Below are 18,666 nucleotides of genomic sequence, written 5' to 3' on the forward strand. Positions count from 1 at the left end.
GCGAGGGCCGCGAGAGCATGACCGGCGAGCCCGGCGTGGGCGTCGTGGAGTCCGGTGGGAAGCGGGTGGTCCGGCCGTACGGGGACACCACCGGTGACGGGATGGTGCAGGTGTCGTTCACGTTGCCGGTGCCGCATGACAAGCGGGCCGAGGGTGCGGCGGTGCAGTTGGCGAACCGGATGGGTATCGATCCGGCGATGCTGGTGCACGCGAAGCCGATGAGTGACGGGTTCACCTTCTTCGTGGTGTACGGGCGGGTGCACCATCTGGTGGACCTGGATCGGGTGCAGGTGGTGGAGCGGGACTTTCCGTTGCTGGGCGCCAAGGAGGTCAATGCGGTGGTGAAGCAGCGGTTGCGCCGGAAGTTGTCGGTGGTGGGGGCGTGTATCGGCACGGACGCGCACACGGTCGGTATCGACGCGATCCTGAATGTGAAGGGCATCGCGGGGGAGAAGGGTCTGGAGTATTACCGGGAGTTGAAGGTGACCAATCTGGGTGCGCAGGTCAGTGTGCCGGAGTTGGTGGAGGCGGCCCGGCGGGAGCGGGCGGATGCGGTCCTGGTGTCGCAGGTGGTGACGCAGCGTGATGCGCATCTGCACAACACGCGGGAGATGTCGGCGGCGTTCCGGGAGGCGTTGCCGGCGGGGAAGCGGCCGTTGCTGATCGTGGGTGGGCCGCGGTTCGACGAGAAGATGACCGCCGAGTTGGGGGTGGACCGGATCTTCGGTCGGGGGACCACGCCGGGTGAGGTGGCGTCGTATCTGGTGCATGCGTTGGTGACGGACAGGAAGGCGAGGGTATGAGTGACTCCCGGGTCGGGTTGACGGTGACGCACCGGCGGTACGTGCCGTATGCGCACGCCCATTACGCGGGGAACCTGGTGGACGGGGCGTACGCGTTGGGGTTGTTCGGGGATGTGGCGACGGAGGTGTGTATCCGTACCGATGGGGACGAGGGGTTGTTCGCGTCGTACGCGGATGTGCAGTTCCTGGCGGCGGTGCGGGCGGGTGACGTGGTCGAGGTGACGGCGACGGTGGTGCGGGTGGGCACCCGGAGCCGGACGATCGACTTCGTGGCGCGGGTGGTGTGTCGGGGGCGGCCGGAGCGGGGTGGGTCGGCGGCGGAGGTGTTGGCGGAGCCGGTGGTGGCGGTGACGGCGACGGGCACCGTGGTCGTTCCCGGGGCGGCGTGAGTCTGGTGGTCTGCGCCGACGTCGGGTCGACCTGGACGAAGGCGGCGGTGGTGGACCTGGACGCGGGGCGGTTGGTGGGGGCGTCGTCGGCGCCGACGACGGTCGGCACGGATGTGCTGCACGGTCTGGATGCGGCGGTCGGCGTGGCGGTGGGCCGCGCCGGTGTCACGGCAGACCCCCACCGCCTGCCGTGGTACGTGTGTTCGTCGGCCGGGGGTGGGTTGCGGCTGGCGGTGGTGGGTTACGAGCCGTTGGTGACCGCGCAGGCGGGGCGTCGGGTGGGGTTGTCGGCGGGGGCGAACGTGGTGCACGTGGCGGCGGGCCGGTTGGCGGCGGCGGATCTGGCGGCGATGCGGGCGGCCCGGCCGGATGTGGTGTTGCTGGTCGGTGGCACCGATGGTGGGGATGTCGACACGGTGACGCACAACGCGACCCGGTTGGCGCGGGCCCGGTGGCGGGTGCCGATGGTGTTGGCCGGCAACGTCGATGTCCGGGACGGGTTGCGGGAGGTGTTGGCGGCGGCGGGGGTGCCGGTGACGGTGGCGGACAACGTGCTGCCCCGGATCGGGGTGTTGGCCCCGGCGTCGGCGCGGGCGGCGATCCGGGAGGTGTTCCTGCGGCACGTCATCGGGGGTAAGCGGTTGTCGCGGGGGCCCCGGTTCGCCCGGTTGGTGCGGGCGGCCACCCCCGATGCGGTGTTGACCGGGGTGGAGGTCCTCGCCGACGTGGTGGGTGGGGATCTGGCGGTGGTGGACGTGGGTGGGGCGACGACCGACGTGTATTCGGTGCTGACGCCGGACGAGCGGGCCGGTGGGCCGGGTGGGGAGGTGGCCGGGGTGTTGTGGCGGGCCCGCACCGTGGAGGGTGATCTGGGGATGCGGTGGAGCGCGCCGGGGGTGGTGCGGGCGGCGGTGCAGGAGCGGCTGCTCGATGCGGCCGGGCAGGAGGCGTTGGCGGCGGCGGCGGCGGTGCGGGCGGCTGATCCGGGGTTCCTGCCGGCTGACGGGGAGGGTCTGGCGGTGGACGGGCGGATCGCGGCGTTGGCGGCGACGGTGGCGTTGCGGCGGCATGCCCGGGGTGCGGCGACGGGGGAGCGGGCCGGTCGGGATCTGCGGGATGTGCGGCTGCTGGTGGGTTCCGGTGGTGTGTTGCGTCACGCGCAGGCCGGTGCGGCGGTGGGGGTGTTGACGCAGGTGCTCACCGATCATGCCGGGGGGTGGCCGTTGCCGCGGGCGGCACGGCCGGTGGTGGACGTGGATTACGTGCTGGCCGCCGGTGGGTTGCTCGCCGGGGAGCATCCGGTGGCGGCGGGGGCGTTGCTGGGTCGGCATCTCGGTGGGGAGTGAGCCGCGCCGACGCGACACGCCGGGTTGGTGGGTGCGACTGGCCGGGGGTGGGTTGACAGCGGCGGGGGTGTAGGCCGTACCGTCTTTGAGTCCTACTACGGGAAGCGGCTGTTGTTCGCTTCGTCCCTTCGTCCGCTGGCCGAGCGACATTGTTGGTGCGTCTCGTCGCGGCGGCCAGGTCCAGCGGGCGGGGGTCGGCGGGGCGGCGCGAACCGGCCGCGGTTACCGGTGTACGGGCAGGGTGAGGGGTACGGCCAGTAGACAACGGCCGGGCGGGGGCAGCCAGTCCACCGTCAGGTCGGTCCGAAGGTCGGCGCCGCTCATTCTCGCCCCACCGGCCGGGAAGGGCCTGGGAGCATCGGGGCGCGGCTTAGGCCGCGCCCCGATTTTGTGTCCGCCCGTGGTGGCCCGCTACCGGTGTCCGTTTTCCCGGTGGCGCGGTGCGGTCCGGCCTTCGGTGGGCGCGGTGGTGGTTGGTCGGGCTGCCCATCCGTCGCCTGTTGCGGCGGCCCCTGCTCGGGGGTTCCGGGGTGTCGGGGTGGGGCGGGTAGCCTTCGGCCCGTGATCGTGGTGAGGTGCCGGTGACGACGCTCGACCGGGATGAGACGCGTACCCCGATGGTGGTGCGGGCGACCAGTGGGCCGTTGCCGGTGCGGGTGGCGGTGCCGGTGGCGGTGGCGGCCGGGGTGGCGCTGTTGGTGGCGTTCCCGCCGTACGGGTGGTGGCCGTTGGCGCCGGTGGGGGTGGCCGGGTTGGCGGTGGCGGCGCACCGGCGGCGGCTGCGCGCCGGTGCCGGGTTGGGGTTCCTGACCGGGGTGGCGTTGTTCGCCCCGTTGTTGGCGTGGACCAACCTGCACACCGGTTTGTTGCCATGGGTGTTGCTGTCGTTGTTGCAGGCCGGCTACCTGGCGGTGCTGGGGGCGGCGACGGCGTGGGTGTCGCCGGTGGTGGACCGGTGGCGGTGGGCGTGGCCGGCGGTGACCGGGGTGTTGTGGGTGGGGCAGGAGGCGCTGCGCGACCGGACGCCGTTCGGGGGGTTCCCGTGGGGGCGGTTGGCGTTCAGCCAGGATGCGTCGCCGTTGCTGGGGTGGGCGTGGCTCGGTGGTGCTCCGCTGGTGACCGGGGTGGTGGCGGTGGCCGGCGGGTTGCTGGTGGTGGGGTGGTGGCGGCGGTGGCCGGGTCCGGACGGGGTGTGGCGGCCGGTGGCCGGGGTCGCGGTCGGGTTGTTGCTGCTGGTCGGGGTGGGGGTGGCGGTGCCCACCGGTGCTCCCGGCGGCGGCCGGTCTTTACAGGTGGCGATCGTGCAGGGCAACGTGCCGCGGTTGGGCCTGGATTTCAACGCCCAGCGGCAGGCGGTGCTCAACAATCACGTCGATGCGACGGTGACGTTGGCCGGGCAGGTCGCCAGCGGGGCCGTGCCGCGTCCCGACCTGGTGGTGTGGCCGGAGAACTCCTCGGACATCGATCCGTTGCGCAATGCCGCCGCCGGGGCGCGGATCTCCGAGGCCGCTGACGCGATCGGTGCGCCGATCCTGGTCGGTGCGGTGCTCGCCGGTCCCGGTGCCGGTGAGGTCCGCAACGCCGGCATCCTGTGGCGGCCCGGCACCGGCCCGGATCTGACCCAGCTGTACACCAAGCGGCATCCGGTGCCGTTCGCCGAGTACGTGCCGATGCGGTCGCTGGCCCGGAAGGTGTCGTCGCAGGTCGACCGGGTGCGCGCCGACTTCGTGGCGGGGACGACCCCGGGGGTGGTCGACGCGGGCGCGGTGGTGCTCGGTGACGTGATCTGCTTCGAGGTCGCCTACGACGGCCTGGTGCGGGACACCGTCGACGGTGGGGCGCAGCTGCTGGTGGTGCAGACGAACAACGCGACCTTCGACGTGGCGGAGGCCCGACAGCAGTTGGCGATGGTGCGGTTGCGGGCGGTGGAGCACGGTCGTGCGGCGTTGATGGCCTCGACGGTCGGGGTGTCCGGGTTCGTCGCCCCGGACGGGCGGGTAAGCGACGCCACCGGGTTCAACACCCGGGCGGTGGTGGTGCGGCAGGTGACGCTCTCCGACGGGCGGACCCCGGCCACCCGGGCCGGGAGGTGGCCGGAGTTGGCGTTGGCGGGCCTGGCGGTGGCGGCGTTGGCCGTCGCGGGGGTGCTGCGCCGTCGACGGGAGGTCACCGCCGCCGGTTGAGCCGGCAGGAACGGGGGAGAGGCGTGGGTCAGGCAGTCGCGGGGCAGCCGGGGGTGGGTCGGGTGCTGGTGGTGATTCCCACCTACAACGAGGCCGACAACGTGGCCGACGTGGTGGCCCGGGTCCGCCGGGCGGCTCCGGCGGTGGACGTGCTGGTCGCCGACGACAACAGCCCCGACGGTACGGGGGTGCTGGCCGATGCGATGGCCGCCACCGACGGGCAGGTGCACGTGCTGCACCGGCCCGGCAAGGAGGGGTTGGGTGCGGCGTACCTGGCCGGGTTCGGGTGGGCGCGGCAGCGCGGCTACGACGCGGTGGTGGAGATGGACGCCGACGGTTCGCACGCCCCGGAGGATCTGCCCGCCCTGCTGGCTGCGGCCCGTGACGCGGATGTGGTGATCGGGTCGCGGTGGGTGGGTGGGGCGCGGGTGGTGAACTGGCCGTGGCGGCGGTTGGTGCTGTCGCGGTGCGGGAATCTGTACGCGCGGTTGGCGTTGGGGATGCCGGTGTCGGATGCCACCGGCGGTTTCCGGGTGTACCGGTTGTCGGCGTTGCGGGCGATGCGCCTGGAGTCGGTGTGCTCGCAGGGGTATTCGTTCCAGGTGGAGTTGTCGCGGTTGGCGTACCGGGCGGGCGTGCGGATCGTGGAGGTGCCGATCACGTTCGTCGAACGGGAGCGGGGGGCCAGCAAGATGAGCCCGTTGATCGTGGCCGAGGCGTTGTGGCGGATCACCACCTGGGGGTTGCGGGACCGGCGGCCGGGTCGACGGCGTCGCGGTCATGACCGGTGGCCGTGACGTGGGGCGTGGCATGCTGGAGGGGCGGTCCTGTCGCCCCGGGTTCTGTCCGGCCGGTGGTGGTGAGCGGGTGCCGCGCGATGCGGATGAGGTGAGATGCGCCGATACCTGAGGTTCGTGCCACCGGCCCTGCTGCTGGCGGTGGTGGCGGAGTTGGCGGTGTTCATCGGGGTGGGCCGGGCCGTCGGGTTCGGCACGGCGGTGCTGCTGGTGTTCGCCGCGTCCCTGGTGGGTCTGGTGTTGCTGCGCCGGGAGGGGATGCGCGCCTGGCGGGGGTTCCGCACGTCGGTGGAGTCCCGGCAGCCGCCGGGCCGGCAGGTGACCGACGGTCTGGTCGGGTTGGCCGGCGCGTTGCTGCTGGCGATCCCGGGCCTGCTCAGCGGGGTGGTGGGGCTGGTGCTGCTGGTGCCGCCGGTGCGCCGGTTGGTCCGGTCCGGGGTGCAGCGGGCCACCGAGCGGCGGGTGTCGTCGATGGTCGCCGGTGACCTGTTCGGTCCGCGTACGGTGCGGGTGCGTCGGGGTGAGCCGGCGGCGTCGCCGCCGGTCGACGGTGACGTGGTGGCCCCGCCGGTGGTCGACGAGGGGCGGGCCATCGAGGGTGAGATCGTGGAGCCCCGCCGGCCCTGACCGGTCGGCGGTCCTGCGTGCGGGGCTGCCGCCCGACGGTGACGAAGCGGTGGTGACGCGTGACGGCGCCCCCGGGAGTAGCTCCCCGGGGGCGCCGTCGTTGCGGTACGTCAGGCGCGACCGCGGCGGGTGCGGACCTCCTGGAGCCGTTCGGCGAGGATGTCCTCCAGTTCGGCGATGGAGCGCCGTTCCAGCAGCATGTCCCAGTGGGTGCGCGGCGGCTTGGCCTTCTTCTGCTCCGGTTCGGTGCCGTCGACGAGCCGGGCGACACTGCCGTCGAACTTGCACTCCCAGGTGCTGGGGACCTCGGCGTCGACGGCGAAGGGGACCTCGAACTGGTGGCCCTTGGCGCAGAGGTACTCGCGGGTCTGGCGCGGCGCGAGCTCCGTGTTGCGGTCGGATTCGTAGCTGACCGCGCCCAGACGGCTTCCGCGCAGCATGCGCTCGCCCATGATCGACTTCCCCTCGCTCGTGGTGCTGGTCTTCCGGTGTAACGGCCGGTCACCGCCGGGGCATTCCCGCCCGACGGGTGGGACGACCCCCGCAAGGGTAGCCGGCCACCACACCGACCCGGCGGGTTCGTTTCCGGCCGGGTCGACATCGGTGCCGTGTCTCGGTGTGCACCGCGATGGTAACCGCCGCCGGGGGTTGCCGCGCCGACGACGGGCCATGCGGCGGCGGCCGGTGGCGATAGCATCCGCGGCATGGCCACCACCGTGCATCCCGGCGCGTGCCCCCTGGACTGTCCGGATACCTGTGTCTGGCAGCTCACCGTCACCGACGGCCGGCCGGTGGCGCTGCGCGGTGATCCGGGGCACCCGTTCACCCGGGGCGCGTTGTGCGGCAAGGTCAACCGTTACCTCGACGCGGTCACCGGGCCCGACCGGCTGACCACCCCCCTGGTGCGGGTCGGCCCCAAGGGGGTCGGGCCGGTGTCGTACCGGCCGGCGAGCTGGGAGGAGGCGGTACGTCGGGTCGCCGGCGGGTTGCGCGCCAGCATCGACATCAACGGCCCGGAGTCGGTCCTGCCGTACTACTTCGCCGGCACGATGGGGTTGGTGCAGGGCTGGACGATGGGTCCCCGGCTCTTCGCCCACCTGGGGGCGTCCCGGTTGCGCACCACCATCTGCACCGCCGCCTCCCGGGCCGCCCTGGGTTCGGTCTACGGCGGGTCCGTCGGCTTCGAACCGGAGTCGGTGGTCGAGGCGAAACTGATCGTCCTGTGGGGGGCGAACCTGCTCTCCACCAACCTGCACCACTGGCCGTTCGTGCGGCAGGCCCAGCAGCGTGGCGCGTACGTCGTCACCATCGACCCGCTGCGTACCGACACCGCGGCCCGCAGCGACGCGCACGTGGCGCCGCTGCCCGGCACCGACGCCGCCCTCGCCCTGGGGTTGATGCGGCACGTGCGGGACCTCGGTGGTGTCGACCGGCCGTGGCTCGCCGCGCACACCGTCGGCTGGGAGCGGCTGGAGGCCCGCCTGGACGAGTGGCCGGTGGACCGCGCCGCCGCCGAGTGCGGCCTCGACGTCGACGTGGTACGCCGCCTCGGCGAGCGGATCGCCACCACCCGGCCCACCGCCATCCGGATCGGGCTCGGCCTGCAACGGCACGCCGGGGCCGGGCAGGCGGTCCGGGCCATCGCGTCGATCCCCCTGGTCACCGGCGATTTCCGGTATCCCGGTGGTGGGGCGTTGGCCACCACCAGCGGGCACCACCGCATCGACTCCGACCGGGTGGCCCGGCCCGCCGGGATGCCCGCCCCACCGGCCCGGTCGATCAACATGAGTCGGCTCGCCGCCGCGCTCACCGGGGAGGCGGACCCGCCGGTCACCGCGTTGGTGGTCTTCGACACCAACCCCGTCGCCACCGTGCCCGACCAGAACCGGCTGCGTCAGGGACTCACCCGCGCCGACCTGTTCACCGTGGTGCTGGAGCAACGCTGGACCGACACCTGCGACTTCGCCGACGTGGTGCTGCCGGCCACCATGCAGCCCGAACACCTCGACCTGCACACCTCCTACGGTCACCACTACACCACCCTGAATCTGCCGGTGCTCGACCCGCCGGGGCAGGCGCTGCCCAACACCGAGATCTTCCGGCGGATCGCCGCCGCCCTCGGGCTGGACCATCCCCGGCTACGCGACAGCGACGAGGAGTTGACCCGGCAACTGCTCGACGGCACCGGGATCAGCTACGAGGAGTTGACCCGTCGCACGTACGCGCGGGCCACCGGGGTGGCGGTGGGTTCCGCCCCGTACGCGCAGGGCGGGTTCCCCAGCCTCGACGGGCGGGCCCGGTTCCACGACCCGCGGCTGACCGCGCAGGGCGTCGACCCGTTGGTCGGCTACACCCCGCCGGTCGAGGTGGGGGACGCGACGTTGGCCCGCCGGTTCCCCCTGGCGTTGATCTCCCCGGCGGGCCGGTTCTTCCTCAACTCGACGTTCGCGTCGCTGCCCTGGCACCGGGGCCGCACCGGCCCGCCCCGCATCCACCTGCATCCCGTCGACGCCGCCGCCCGGGGCCTGGCCGACGGTGACCCGGCGCGGGTGCACAACGACCGGGGGGAGTTCCTGGCCGCCGTCGCCGTGGACGACGCCACCCGCCCCGGGCTGGCGTTCACCTACAAGGCGTACTGGGCGCGGTTGAGTCCCGGCGGCAGCACCGTCAACGCGGTCACCGGGGTCCGCGACACCGACCTCGGTGGTGGGCCGACGTTCCACGACACCCGGGTCGAGGTGCAGGCCGCCCCGGCGGACCTGCTGCCGGCGGACGACGCGGGGCGACCGGCGCCGACCCCCACCGCGCCGCCGGGGTCGCCTCAGCCCGGCTGACCGGTGCCACTGAGCCGGGCCAGCGCGGTGGCCAGGTCGCTGACCTGGTCGGCGAGCTGACCGGCCCGTCGGTGGGCGGCGTCGCGGTCGGCCTGCGCCGCCGGCAGCAGCTGGTCCAGTTCGGCCAGCCGGGCCCGGTCGGCGGCGGCCGCCCGGTGCGCCTGCGTCACCTCGTCCTGGGTGCGGGTCAGTTCGGCGGTCAGCGCGTCCACCCGGGCCAGGGCCGCGGCCACGTCCTCGGCGGCGCGGGCGGTCGACGCGGCGGTCTCCTGCCGGGCGGCATCGGCGGCGTCCCGCGCGGCGGCGGCATCCCGCTGGGCCGCCTCGGCGGTCGCCTCGGCCCGCCGGGCCTGCTGCGCGGCGCTGTCGGCCCCGGTGCGGGCGGCCGCCGCGTCGGCGCGGGCCTGTCGGGTCTCCTCCCGGGCGGCGGTGGCGTCGGCGGCGGCCCGCTGCGCGTCGGCCTGCTGCCGGGCGGCGTCGGCGCGGGCGGCGTCGCGTTCGGCGGTCAGGTCGGCGGCGCGCTGCCGCTCGGTGTCGCGTTCGCCGCGCAGGGTCCGCAGTTCGTGGCGGGCGGCGTCGCGGTCCCGTTCGGCCTGCACCCGTAGCGCCTGCGCGGCGCTGGCGTCGCGGCGGGCCGCGTCGGCGGCCGTGTCGGCCTGACCGGCCCGTTCCTGCGCGGCGGCGGCGTCGGCGTCGGCCTGCGCCGCGCGGGCCTGCGCCGCGTCGGCGGCGGCGGTCGCGGCCCGGGTCTCCTGCCGGGCCCGGGCGGTTTCGGCGGCGGCCGTCTCGGCGGCCTCGCGGGCCTCGTCGCGGGCGGTGTGGGCCTGGGCGATCTCGGTGGCGGCGTCGGCGCGGGCCTGGGCGAGCTGCCGTTCCACGCCGACCGGGGACAACTCGGCGTGCAGCGCCTCGGTGAGAGTCTCCACCACATGGTCGAGCCGGTCGACGGCCTCCCAGGTGCGGGCCACCTGGCCGGGCAGCCCGGGGGCGTTGCGGTGGCGCATCCGGGAGTTGCGCGACGCGCGCTGGCAGGCGCCGTCGTTGTCCCGGCAGTAGCGGAACGGGCGTCCCGCGCCGGCACGTTGCGGCACGTCACGTCCACAGTGCGCGCAGGGACGCAGGTCGGTGGGGGAGGGCTGCGGGTCCATCGACGGGGAAGTCTAGAGGCTGCCCGGATGTGCCGGCGGTCCGCCCACCCGGGCCACCCGGTCCAGGGTGTAGCGGCGTTGCCGCAGCAGCGCGCCGAGCATCAGCACCGCCGGCAGCAGACCGAAGCCGTACCGGACGGCGGCCAGTGCGCTGTCGGACTGGAGCACGGTCTGCCCGGCGGTGGAGGCGACGAACCCGCCGCCGGCCAGGCAGAGGGAGTAGGCCCACGGGCCGAGCGCCCCACCGAGGGCCTCGGTGGCCGTCCACACCCCGGTGTAGGTGCCGGCGGCGCCGGCACCGGCACGGATCACGTCGGGCAGCATCGCGAACGGCAGCAGTTGCATCCCGGCGAACGCCACCCCGAGCACCACCACCGCGGTCACCAGCACCGGCAGTCCGGCGGCCGCGCCGACGGCCAGGACCAGTGACCCGACGGCGAACGCGGCCTGCGCGGCCAGCAGCGCCCGCTGCTTGCCGATCCGGCGGGCCACCGCCGACCAGCCGGGGGTGACCAGCAGCGCCGGGGCGACGAACGCGGCCACCAGCACGGTGGTCAGCTGCGGGCGGCCCAGTTCGTACTCGGCGTAGTAGGGGGCCGCGGCCAGCACCAGGTGGGTGCTGGTGGACATGGCCAGGTAGGCGGTGACGAGCCGGCGGAACTGCGGGTCCCGCAGGGTGGCGACCAGGGCCCGTCGGCCACCTCCGGGCGCGACCGGGGGTGCGGCGGCCACCCGCCGCAGCCGGGTGATGCCGGTGACGCCGATCAGCAGGGCGGCGAACATTCCCACCGCCAGCAGCAGACCCATCCGGCGGTAGCCGCCCCGGGTGGCGTCGTCCCCGCCGGTCAGCAGTGGCGCGAGCAACCCGGAGGCGAGGATGCCGACGGTCAGCGCCACCATCCGGAAGGCCATCAGCCGGGTCCGCTCGTGGTAGCCGATCCGCAGGTCGGCGGGGGTGGCCAGGTAGGGAACCTGGTAGGTGGCGAAGAGCAGGTTCGCGGCGACGAACACCACCGCCACCCAGGCGGCGGCCGGCCCGCCGGTCCACCCGGCGGGCACCGCGAACAACGCGGCGAACCCGGCCGGCAGCGCGCAGCCGAGCAGCAGCAACCGACGGCGGTCGCCCCGGCGGGTCTGGGCCACGTCGCAGCGGTGCCCCACCCACGGGTGCAGCAGCACGTCGGCGACCTTCGGCAACAGCAGGGCCAGCCCGGCCAGCCACGGGGTGACGGCCAGGACGTCGGTGAGGAAGTAGAGCAGCAGCAGCCCGGGGACGGTCACCCAGACGCCCATGCCGACGGAGCCGGCCGCGAAGCCCAGCAGCGGCCCCCGGGGCAGTGCGGTGGTGTCGTCGGTCAGCGGGTCCGGCCCGTGCATCGCCGTCCCCTCCCTGCCAATCCCACAGTCGTCGGATTGTAGGGGCAGAATGGCGGCCATGACCATCGCCCGTCGCCGTCCGGGTCGGCCCCGGCGGGACCAGAGCCGGCCGACCCGTGAGGTGGTGCTCGCCGCCGCGACCGAGTTGTTCGCCCAGCGGGGCTTCGACGCCGTCGGGTTGCGGGAGGTCGCCGCCGCCGCCGGGGTCGACGTGGCCACGGTCGCCCACCACACCGGCACGAAGGCGCAGCTCTACGACGCCTGTTTCGCCCGGGTCTTCGCCGCCGAGCAGGAGGTGCTGCAGGCCGCCGCCGAGTCGGCCCGGTCGGCGTTGACCGCCGGGCCGCAGGCCGCCCGGCAGGCCCTGCACGACCTGGTGGACGTGTTCGTGGACTTCTCCGAGGACCGGCCGGAGACCACCGCGCTGTGGCTGCGGCGCTGGTTGGAGCCGCACCGGCACGCCGACCTCGACGCCCGCTACGCGGTGCCGCTGTACCGGTTGGTCACCGACCTGCTCGTCGCCGCCGCGCAGGTCGGGGCGCTGGTCGAGCCGATCCCGCACACGACGGTGCGCAGCCTGGTCTGGGCGGTGCACGGGCACGTGGTGGCGTTGGCGACCGCCGACGGGTCGCCGGCCCGGGAACGCCGGGAGTTCCGGGTGTTCGTGCACCGGTTCCTCGACGCCCTGTACGGCCCGGCCGGGTCTTGACGGGCCGTCCCGCCCCGGCCATTATCCGACAGTCGTTGGATTGAGGGGCGGGTGGTGATGGCGGAGCGACCCACGGTGGCGGTGATCGGGGCGGGTCCGGCCGGCCTGGCCACCCTCAAGGCGCTCGCCGACGCGCAGGTGCCGGCCGTCTGTTTCGACTCCGGCGACCGGGTCGGCGGCCTGTGGGTGTACGGGGCGCCCGGTTCGCCCGCGTACCGCACCTTGCACCTGAACACCAGTAAGGCGCGTACCCAGTTCGCGGACCACCCGATGCCCGCCGACTGGCCCGACTATCCCGACCACGGCCGCGTCGCCGGCTGGCTGGCCGACTACGCCGACCGGTTCGCCCTGACCCGGGCGGTGCGGCTGCGGCACACCGTCGACCGGGTGGTGCCCGAACGCGGCGACCGGTGGACCGTACACGCCGACGGTCCGGCCGGCCCGACCTCGGTCACCGTCGACGCGGTGGTCGTCGCGAACGGCCACAACCGGGTGCCCCGGGCGCCCGACCCGGTCGCCGGCACGAGCACCGCGAAGCAGATGCACAGCCACGCCTACCGCAGCCCGGAACAGCTCGCCGGGCGGCGGGTCCTCGTCGTCGGCGGCGGCAACTCGGCGATGGACATCGCCGTCGACGCCTCGTACGCCGCGGAACGGACCCTGTTGTCGCTGCGCCGGGGGGTCTGGGTGGTGCCCAAGCACCTGCTGGGACGCCCGTCGGACACCCTCAACGGGGCGCTGGCCCGGCGGTTGCCGTGGCGGCTGCGCCAGCGGATCAGCCAGGGCATGATCACCGCTGCCGTCGGCAGCCCCACCCGCTACGGGCTGCCCGCCCCCGCCCACGGGTTCCTCCAGGACCATCCCACCCTCTCCGACGGCCTGCTGTCCCGACTGTCGCACGGGGAGATCCACCCCCGCCCCGGGGTCGCGGCCCTCGACGGCGACCGGGTCACCTTCACCGACGGCCGCACCGACGAGGTCGACCTGATCATCTGGTGCACCGGCTACCGGGTGGAGATCCCGTTCCTCGACCCGGCGCTGCTCGGCGACGGCGCGGACGCCCTGCCGCTGTACCGGCACGTCTTCCACCCCGACGTGCCCGGCCTCACCTTCGTCGGGTTGGTGCAGTCCACCGGGGCGGCGTTCCCCCTGCTGGAGGCGCAGGCCCGACTGGTCGCCGCACACCTCGCCGGCCGGTACGCGCTGCCCGACCCGGCCCGGCAGCACGCCGACATCCGGGCCGAGTGGCGGGCCGCGGCCCAGCGGTGGGGGCAGCGGCGGCCCGCCATGCGGGTCGACTTCGACCTCTACCTGCGCCAGCTCGGCCGGGAGCTGACCGCCGGGTCCCGGCGCGCCGCCCGCGACGAGGGCCGGGGCGTCGCGGCGGCCCCCGCCGGGAGGGACGGGTGACCGGCCTGGCCGGACGGCGGGTGATCGTCACCGGCGCCCGGGGCACCTTCGGCCGGCAGCTCTGCGCCACCCTGCACGCCGCCGGGGCCCGGGTGGTGGGCCTGGACCGCTGTCCGGGCACCACCGCCGGGGTGGTGGTGCTGGGCTGTGACCTGACCGACGCCCCGGCGGTGCCGGTCGCGGTACGCGCCGCCGTGGACCGGCTCGGCGGGCTCGACCTGCTGATCAACAACGCCGGTGTCGGTGGTCCCGCTCCGGCCGAGTTGCCGCCCGACGACACCGTGCGCCAGCAACTGGAGGTGAACCTGCTCGCCGCGTGGCGGACCACCGCCGCCGCCCTGCCCGACCTGATCGCGGCCCGGGGGCGGGTGGTCTTCGTGGCCAGCCGGATGGCGGTGCTGCCACTGCCGTTGGCCGCCGCGTACGGGGTCAGCAAACGCGCCCTCGTCGGGTACGCCGACGCGCTGCGCCACGAGGTCGGCACCCACGTCGGTGTCAGTGTGATCTACCCCAGCATGGTGGCCTCGCCGATCCACGACAGCACCGCCGCCGCCGGCCTGTCGCTGCGCGGGGTGTCCCGGCCGGAGCCCGTGCGGGGCGTCGTCGCGGCCGTGCTGCGGGCCGCCACCGCCCGCCGGGCGCCCCGCGACGTCGCCACCACCCGCCGTGGCCGGCTGGAGTTGGCGCTGGCCCGACACGCCCCCGGCGTCGCCGACCGGCTGGTCCGGCGGGCCGTCGCCGCCCGGATCGCCGCCGGGGACCTCGACGCCGCCCCGCTGGCCGCCGGGATGGTCCACCGGCACCGCGACCGTTAACGTGGGCCGGTGGCCGTCTCCCCGTACATCGTCAAGCTCCGCGCCCACGTCGGGCACGACCTGTTGCTGCTGCCCGGGGTGACCGGGGTGGTCCGCGACGACGCCGGCCGGGTGCTGCTGGCCCGCCGGGGCGACAACGGCCGCTGGTCGCTGCCCGCCGGGGTGGTCGACCCGGGTGAGCAACCCGCCGAGGCCGTCGTGCGGGAGGTGTGGGAGGAGACCGGGGTACGGGTCGTCGTCGACCGGATCGCCGGTGTCGCCACCCACCCGGTGGTCTACCCCAACGGCGACGCCTGCGAGTACCTCAACGTGTGGTTCCGGTGCCGGCCGGTCGGCGGGCACCCCCGCGCCGACGGTGACGAGTCCACCGAGGTGGCCTGGTTCACCCCCGACGCGCTGCCGGAGCTGGACGAGTGGGCGCGGCTGCGGCTGGACACGGCCGCCGCCCCCGACGACACCCCCTGGTACGCCCGGCCCGGCGAGCACCACCCCGCCCTGTGCCGGCCCGACGCGCTGTGACCGGCCGGCCGGCCGGGCGCCGGTAGTCGCGCACCGGGGCGGGCGTGGCGTCGACCGTCAACGCCAACCCCGGGTGGTATGGCTGTGCCCACGCGAGCGGCCCGCCGCCCGGTGCGCAAGGCGTCCGGCCAGTCGACGGCGGGGGCGTCGTCGCGGAGCGGGTGCGCTGCCGCCGGTCACCGCCGGACCTGCACGGTCGGCGCGGCGGTGCTGTCCCGGATGGTCAGCCGGGGCGGTAGCAGGGTCACCTCCGGCACCGGCTCGTCGTGCAGCTTGCGCATCAGCAACGCCACCGCCTGCCGGCCGATCTCCTCGGCGGGCACCGGCACCGAGGTGAGCCGGGGTGCGGCCTGCTCGGCGAACTGGTCGGGACAGATCGCCACCACCGACATGTCCTGCGGCACCCGCCGGCCGAGGGTGGGCAGGCAGGCCAGCACCGGCCCGACGGCCGCCTCGTTCTGCACCACCAACGCGGACAGGTCGGGGTGCCGGTCGAGCAGGGCGGCGAGTTCCTGACGGATCGACGCGGGTCCCTCCTCGAAGGGTTGGGTGACGACGGTGACGCCGTGCCGGTCGGCGGCGGCGGCCACCCCGGCGCGGGTGCGGTGGGCGAAGCCGGTGCCCCGGTCGTAGACGGCGGCCGGGGCACCGAGCAGCGCCACCCGGCGGTGCCCCAACCGGGCCAGGTGTTCCACGCACACCTGGCCGGCGCGGTGGAAGTCCAGGTCCACACAGGTCAGCCCGGTCGGGTCGGCGGGGACACCGATCAGCACGCTGGGCCGGGTCAGGTCCCGCAGCAGCGGCACCCGGGAGTCGTCCAGCTCGACGTCCATCACCAGCATCCCGTCGACCATGGCGCTGCCGGCGATGCGGCGCAGCCCGGACGGTCCCTCGTCGGAGGTGACCAGCAGGACGTCGTGGTCGCACCGGCGGGCCGTGGTGACCACGGCGATGGCGAACTGCATCACCACCGGCACCTGCATGCCGGCGCGCAGCGGCAGCACCAGCGCGATGGTGTTGGCCCGTCGGCTGGCCAACGCCCGCGCCCCGGCGTTCGGGTGGTAGCCCAACTCGCGGATGCTGGCCAGCACCCGGGTACGGGTCACCTCGGAGATGGCCCGTTTCCCGCTGAGCACGTACGACACGGTGCTGACGGCCACCCCGGCGTGCCGGGCGACGTCGACGATGGTGACGTGGTCGGGCGACCTGCGGCTACGCCCGGGGGTGCCGGTCACCGGGCACCGCCGCCGGCCGGTACCGCCGTGCGGGGCTGCTGCGGGGCGGGGCGGGCGTGCACGGTCACCGCGCCGACGGCCCGGACGTCGCGGGCGGAGCGGCCGACGAGCAGGCTGTGCGTGGCGTCCTCCACCACGGGGCCGCCCAGGTGTGCGTCCCACCAGGACAGATCGGTGGTCCGCAGTCGCAGGGTGACCGTCTGCCGTTGGCCGGGGGCGAGGGTGACCCGGGCGAAGTCGCGGAGCTGCCGCAGGGGCTGCTTGACCCGGGAGCGCCGCTGCCGGGTGTAGAGCTGCACGATCTCCGTACCCTCCCGGTCGCCGGTGTTGGTCACCTCGACGCTCACCTCGACCTCGTCGCCGACGGACACCGTCGGTGCGCTCACCCGGAGGTCAGCGTAGTCGAACCGGGTGTAGCTGAGGCCGTGGCCGAACGGGTACAGCGGCTCGCCCCGGTAGTACAGGTAGGTGCTGTCCGCGCCGATCACGTCGTAGTCGAGCAGGTCGGGCAGGTCGGCGGCGTCGGCGTACCAGGTCTGGGTGAGCCGGCCGCTGGGGTCGGCGTCGCCGAGCAGCACCTGCGCCAGCGCGGTGCCGTGTTCCTGCCCGCCGTGCGCCGACCACAGCACCGCCGGGACGTGCTCCTGCGCCCAGCCCACCGCGTACGGGTAGCTGCTGGTGAGCACCAGCACCGTCCGTGGGTTCGCCGCGTGCACGGCGCGCAGCAGCCGCTCCTGTCCGGCGGGCAGGGCCAGGTCGACCCGGTCCTCGGTCTCCCGGCCGTTGACCATCGGGTGGTTGCCGAGGACGACGACCGCGACGTCGGCGGCGGCGGCCAACGCGGCGGCCTCGGCCGCGCCGTCGGCGACGAGTTCGACGGTGAAGGCGGTGGCGGTGTCCGGGTCGGTGGCGTCGGCGCGCAGCCGCCCGTCGTCGTCGACCCGCACGTACGCGCCGGTGGCGAGGTGGTGCAGCAGGGTCGTACCGTCGGGGCGGGGGTGCCACCGGAAGGTCTCCCGCACGATCCAGCCGCCCGGTCCGGGCCGGTCGTTGGCCAACGCCCCGTCGTCGTCGGCGCCGACGTGGCGGCCGTTGGCGACGGCGCGCAGCGCCACCACGTCCTGTCCCCAGTCGAACACGTCGAACCAGGTGCCGTCGCGGCCGTCGTCGGCGGTCAGCGGCCCGCCCTCGGACGAGCGGGGGCAGCGTACGTACCGGTCGCCGACGCGCAACGCGATCCGGTCGGCGCCGGGGTGGTGGGTGACCGTCGGTAGCAGGCGGGCCAGGCCCTCCCGGGCGGTGACCGCGTAGGGCAGGGTGCCGCTGTACCAGTCCTCGTAGACGGTGTCGGCGAGCGGGCCGAGCACCGCCACCCGGGTCGCCGGGTCGGTGGGCAGGGGCAGCAGCCCGTCGTTGCGCAGCAGCACGATCGACTGGCAGGCGGCTTCCCGGGCCAACTCCCGGTGGGCGGGGCTGTCGAGCACGTCGGGGGACACCCCGGCGAACGGGTCCTGCCCGGGTGGGTCCAGGTCGCCCAGGCGGACCCGGACGGTGAGGATGCGCCGCACCGCCCGGTCCACGTCGGATTCGTCGATCAGCCCCCGGTCGAGGGCCTCGGTGAGGCGTCGGACGGTCTGCCCGCTGTCGGTGTCGTCCTCGGTGAAGTTGTCGATGCCGGCGCGTAGGGCGGCGGCGAAGCCGGTGACGTGGTCGGGCAGGTGGCCCTGCACCCCGGCGATGTTGGTGGCCGCCCCGGCGTCGCCGACGACCATCAGCTCGTCGGAGGTCCACCGCCGCAGTTCGTCTTCCAGCAGCGGGCTCAGGTGCGCGGGCACCCCGTTGACCAGGTTGTACGAGGCCATCACGGCGACCGCCGCGCCGGCGGCGAGCGGGGCGCGGAAGGCGGGCAGTTCGTACTCGTGCAACACCCGGGGTGGCAGGTCGCTGGAGGTGGTGGCCCGGTCGGTCTCGTTGTTGTAGCCGAGGAAGTGCTTGACCGTCGGGGCGGTACGCAGCCGGTGGGGGTGGTCGCCGCGCAGCCCGGACGCGTAGGCGGTGGCGAGCCGGCCGGTCAGCCACGGGTCCTCCGACCAGCCCTCCTCGTTGCGGCCCCACCGGGGGTCGCGCAGCGGGTTGACCACCGGTGCCCACACGTTGAGCCCGACGGCGACCGGGTCGGCCTGGTGCTTGACCCGGACCTCGTCACCGACGGCGACGCCCACCGCCCGGATCAGCTCGGGGTTCCAGCTGCTGGCCAGCCCGACGGCCTGCGGGAAGACGGTGGCCGGGCCGAGCCAGGCGACCCCGTGCAGCGCCTCGGTGCCGGTGCGGAAGCCGGGCAGTCCCAGGCGCGGCACCGGGGCCTGCCACTGGTGCAGCAGGCCGATCTTCTCCGGCAGGGTGAGCCGGGCCAGCAGGTCGTCGGCGTGTGCTTCGGGGGACGGTCCGGTGGGGTCGTTCATCTGCGGTTACCT

The 18,666-nt window shown here is 74.8% G+C and carries 16 protein-coding genes; 11 read left to right on the forward strand and 5 right to left on the reverse strand.

The window, feature by feature from the left end; all coding sequences use genetic code 11:
- The first annotated feature begins 17 nt into the window (after positions 1–17).
- The 6 genes from kamE (at position 18) to GA0070216_RS06150 (ending at position 6,145) form a co-directional block, all read left to right on the forward strand.
- Entirely contained in the window at positions 18–803 is a 786-nt protein-coding gene (gene kamE, locus GA0070216_RS06125) for a lysine 5,6-aminomutase subunit beta (RefSeq protein WP_091240992.1), read from the forward strand.
- Positions 800–1,192: a 3-aminobutyryl-CoA ammonia lyase gene (gene kal / locus GA0070216_RS06130; RefSeq protein ID WP_091240215.1), complete on the forward strand. Its 393-nt coding sequence runs from the start codon at positions 800–802 to the stop codon at positions 1,190–1,192. The genes kamE and kal overlap by 4 nt, the downstream gene beginning before the upstream one ends.
- On the forward strand, positions 1,189–2,538 hold the full coding sequence (locus GA0070216_RS06135; RefSeq protein ID WP_091240219.1) for a glutamate mutase L: 1,350 nt from the start codon (positions 1,189–1,191) through the stop codon (positions 2,536–2,538). The genes kal and GA0070216_RS06135 overlap by 4 nt, the downstream gene beginning before the upstream one ends.
- A 617-nt stretch (positions 2,539–3,155) precedes the next feature.
- Entirely contained in the window at positions 3,156–4,721 is a 1,566-nt protein-coding gene (gene lnt, locus GA0070216_RS06140; protein ID WP_091240995.1) for an apolipoprotein N-acyltransferase, read from the forward strand.
- Positions 4,722–4,744: 23 nt separating this feature from the next.
- A complete protein-coding gene (locus tag GA0070216_RS06145) occupies positions 4,745–5,518 on the forward strand; it encodes a polyprenol monophosphomannose synthase (protein ID WP_091240222.1) in 774 nt (257 codons plus the stop codon).
- 96 nt (positions 5,519–5,614) lie between these two features.
- Positions 5,615–6,145 (forward strand): FxsA family protein, encoded by a 531-nt coding sequence (locus GA0070216_RS06150; RefSeq protein ID WP_091240227.1) that lies wholly within the window; start codon positions 5,615–5,617, stop codon positions 6,143–6,145.
- 110 nt (positions 6,146–6,255) lie between these two features.
- Here the strand turns inward: GA0070216_RS06150 and GA0070216_RS06155 are convergent, their stop codons facing one another.
- Positions 6,256–6,597 (reverse strand): RNA polymerase-binding protein RbpA, encoded by a 342-nt coding sequence (locus GA0070216_RS06155; RefSeq protein WP_091240230.1) that lies wholly within the window; start codon positions 6,595–6,597, stop codon positions 6,256–6,258.
- Between the two features lie 252 nt (positions 6,598–6,849).
- Between GA0070216_RS06155 and GA0070216_RS06160 the strand changes: the two genes are divergently transcribed.
- On the forward strand, positions 6,850–8,979 hold the full coding sequence (locus tag GA0070216_RS06160; protein ID WP_091240234.1) for a molybdopterin-containing oxidoreductase family protein: 2,130 nt from the start codon (positions 6,850–6,852) through the stop codon (positions 8,977–8,979).
- On the opposite strand, the gene GA0070216_RS06165 is transcribed toward GA0070216_RS06160, so the two are convergent.
- Together GA0070216_RS06165 and GA0070216_RS06170 are read right to left on the reverse strand one after the other, a co-directional pair.
- A complete protein-coding gene (locus GA0070216_RS06165; protein WP_091240239.1) occupies positions 8,967–10,127 on the reverse strand; it encodes a hypothetical protein in 1,161 nt (386 codons plus the stop codon). The genes GA0070216_RS06160 and GA0070216_RS06165 overlap by 13 nt on opposite strands.
- A gap of 12 nt (positions 10,128–10,139) precedes the next feature.
- Positions 10,140–11,504 (reverse strand): MFS transporter, encoded by a 1,365-nt coding sequence (locus GA0070216_RS06170; protein WP_091240241.1) that lies wholly within the window; start codon positions 11,502–11,504, stop codon positions 10,140–10,142.
- 58 nt (positions 11,505–11,562) lie between these two features.
- Here GA0070216_RS06170 and GA0070216_RS06175 point away from each other — a divergent pair, with 58 nt between their 5' ends.
- From GA0070216_RS06175 to GA0070216_RS06190, 4 genes are read left to right on the forward strand one after another with little or no spacing between them, the layout of a single operon-like run.
- Positions 11,563–12,213 (forward strand): TetR/AcrR family transcriptional regulator, encoded by a 651-nt coding sequence (locus GA0070216_RS06175; protein ID WP_176738852.1) that lies wholly within the window; start codon positions 11,563–11,565, stop codon positions 12,211–12,213.
- Between the two features lie 57 nt (positions 12,214–12,270).
- A complete protein-coding gene (locus GA0070216_RS06180) occupies positions 12,271–13,623 on the forward strand; it encodes a flavin-containing monooxygenase (protein WP_091241003.1) in 1,353 nt (450 codons plus the stop codon).
- The gene (locus GA0070216_RS06185) at positions 13,620–14,438 is read left to right on the forward strand and encodes an SDR family NAD(P)-dependent oxidoreductase (RefSeq protein WP_091240244.1); all 819 of its coding nucleotides are present in this window, start codon (positions 13,620–13,622) and stop codon (positions 14,436–14,438) included. Before GA0070216_RS06180 ends, GA0070216_RS06185 begins: the two co-directional genes overlap by 4 nt.
- A gap of 9 nt (positions 14,439–14,447) precedes the next feature.
- Positions 14,448–14,957, forward strand: coding sequence for an NUDIX hydrolase (locus GA0070216_RS06190; RefSeq protein ID WP_091240248.1), 510 nt, complete (start codon positions 14,448–14,450; stop codon positions 14,955–14,957).
- Positions 14,958–15,133: 176 nt separating this feature from the next.
- Here the strand turns inward: GA0070216_RS06190 and GA0070216_RS06195 are convergent, their stop codons facing one another.
- Positions 15,134–16,192 (reverse strand): LacI family DNA-binding transcriptional regulator, encoded by a 1,059-nt coding sequence (locus tag GA0070216_RS06195; RefSeq protein WP_091240252.1) that lies wholly within the window; start codon positions 16,190–16,192, stop codon positions 15,134–15,136.
- On the reverse strand, positions 16,189–18,654 hold the full coding sequence (locus GA0070216_RS06200; protein WP_091240255.1) for a beta-glucosidase family protein: 2,466 nt from the start codon (positions 18,652–18,654) through the stop codon (positions 16,189–16,191). The genes GA0070216_RS06195 and GA0070216_RS06200 overlap by 4 nt, the downstream gene beginning before the upstream one ends.
- Between the last annotated feature and the right edge of the window lie 12 nt (positions 18,655–18,666).

It is taken from the genome of Micromonospora matsumotoense, assembly GCF_900091525.1.
Lineage (GTDB): Bacteria > Actinomycetota > Actinomycetes > Mycobacteriales > Micromonosporaceae > Micromonospora > Micromonospora matsumotoensis.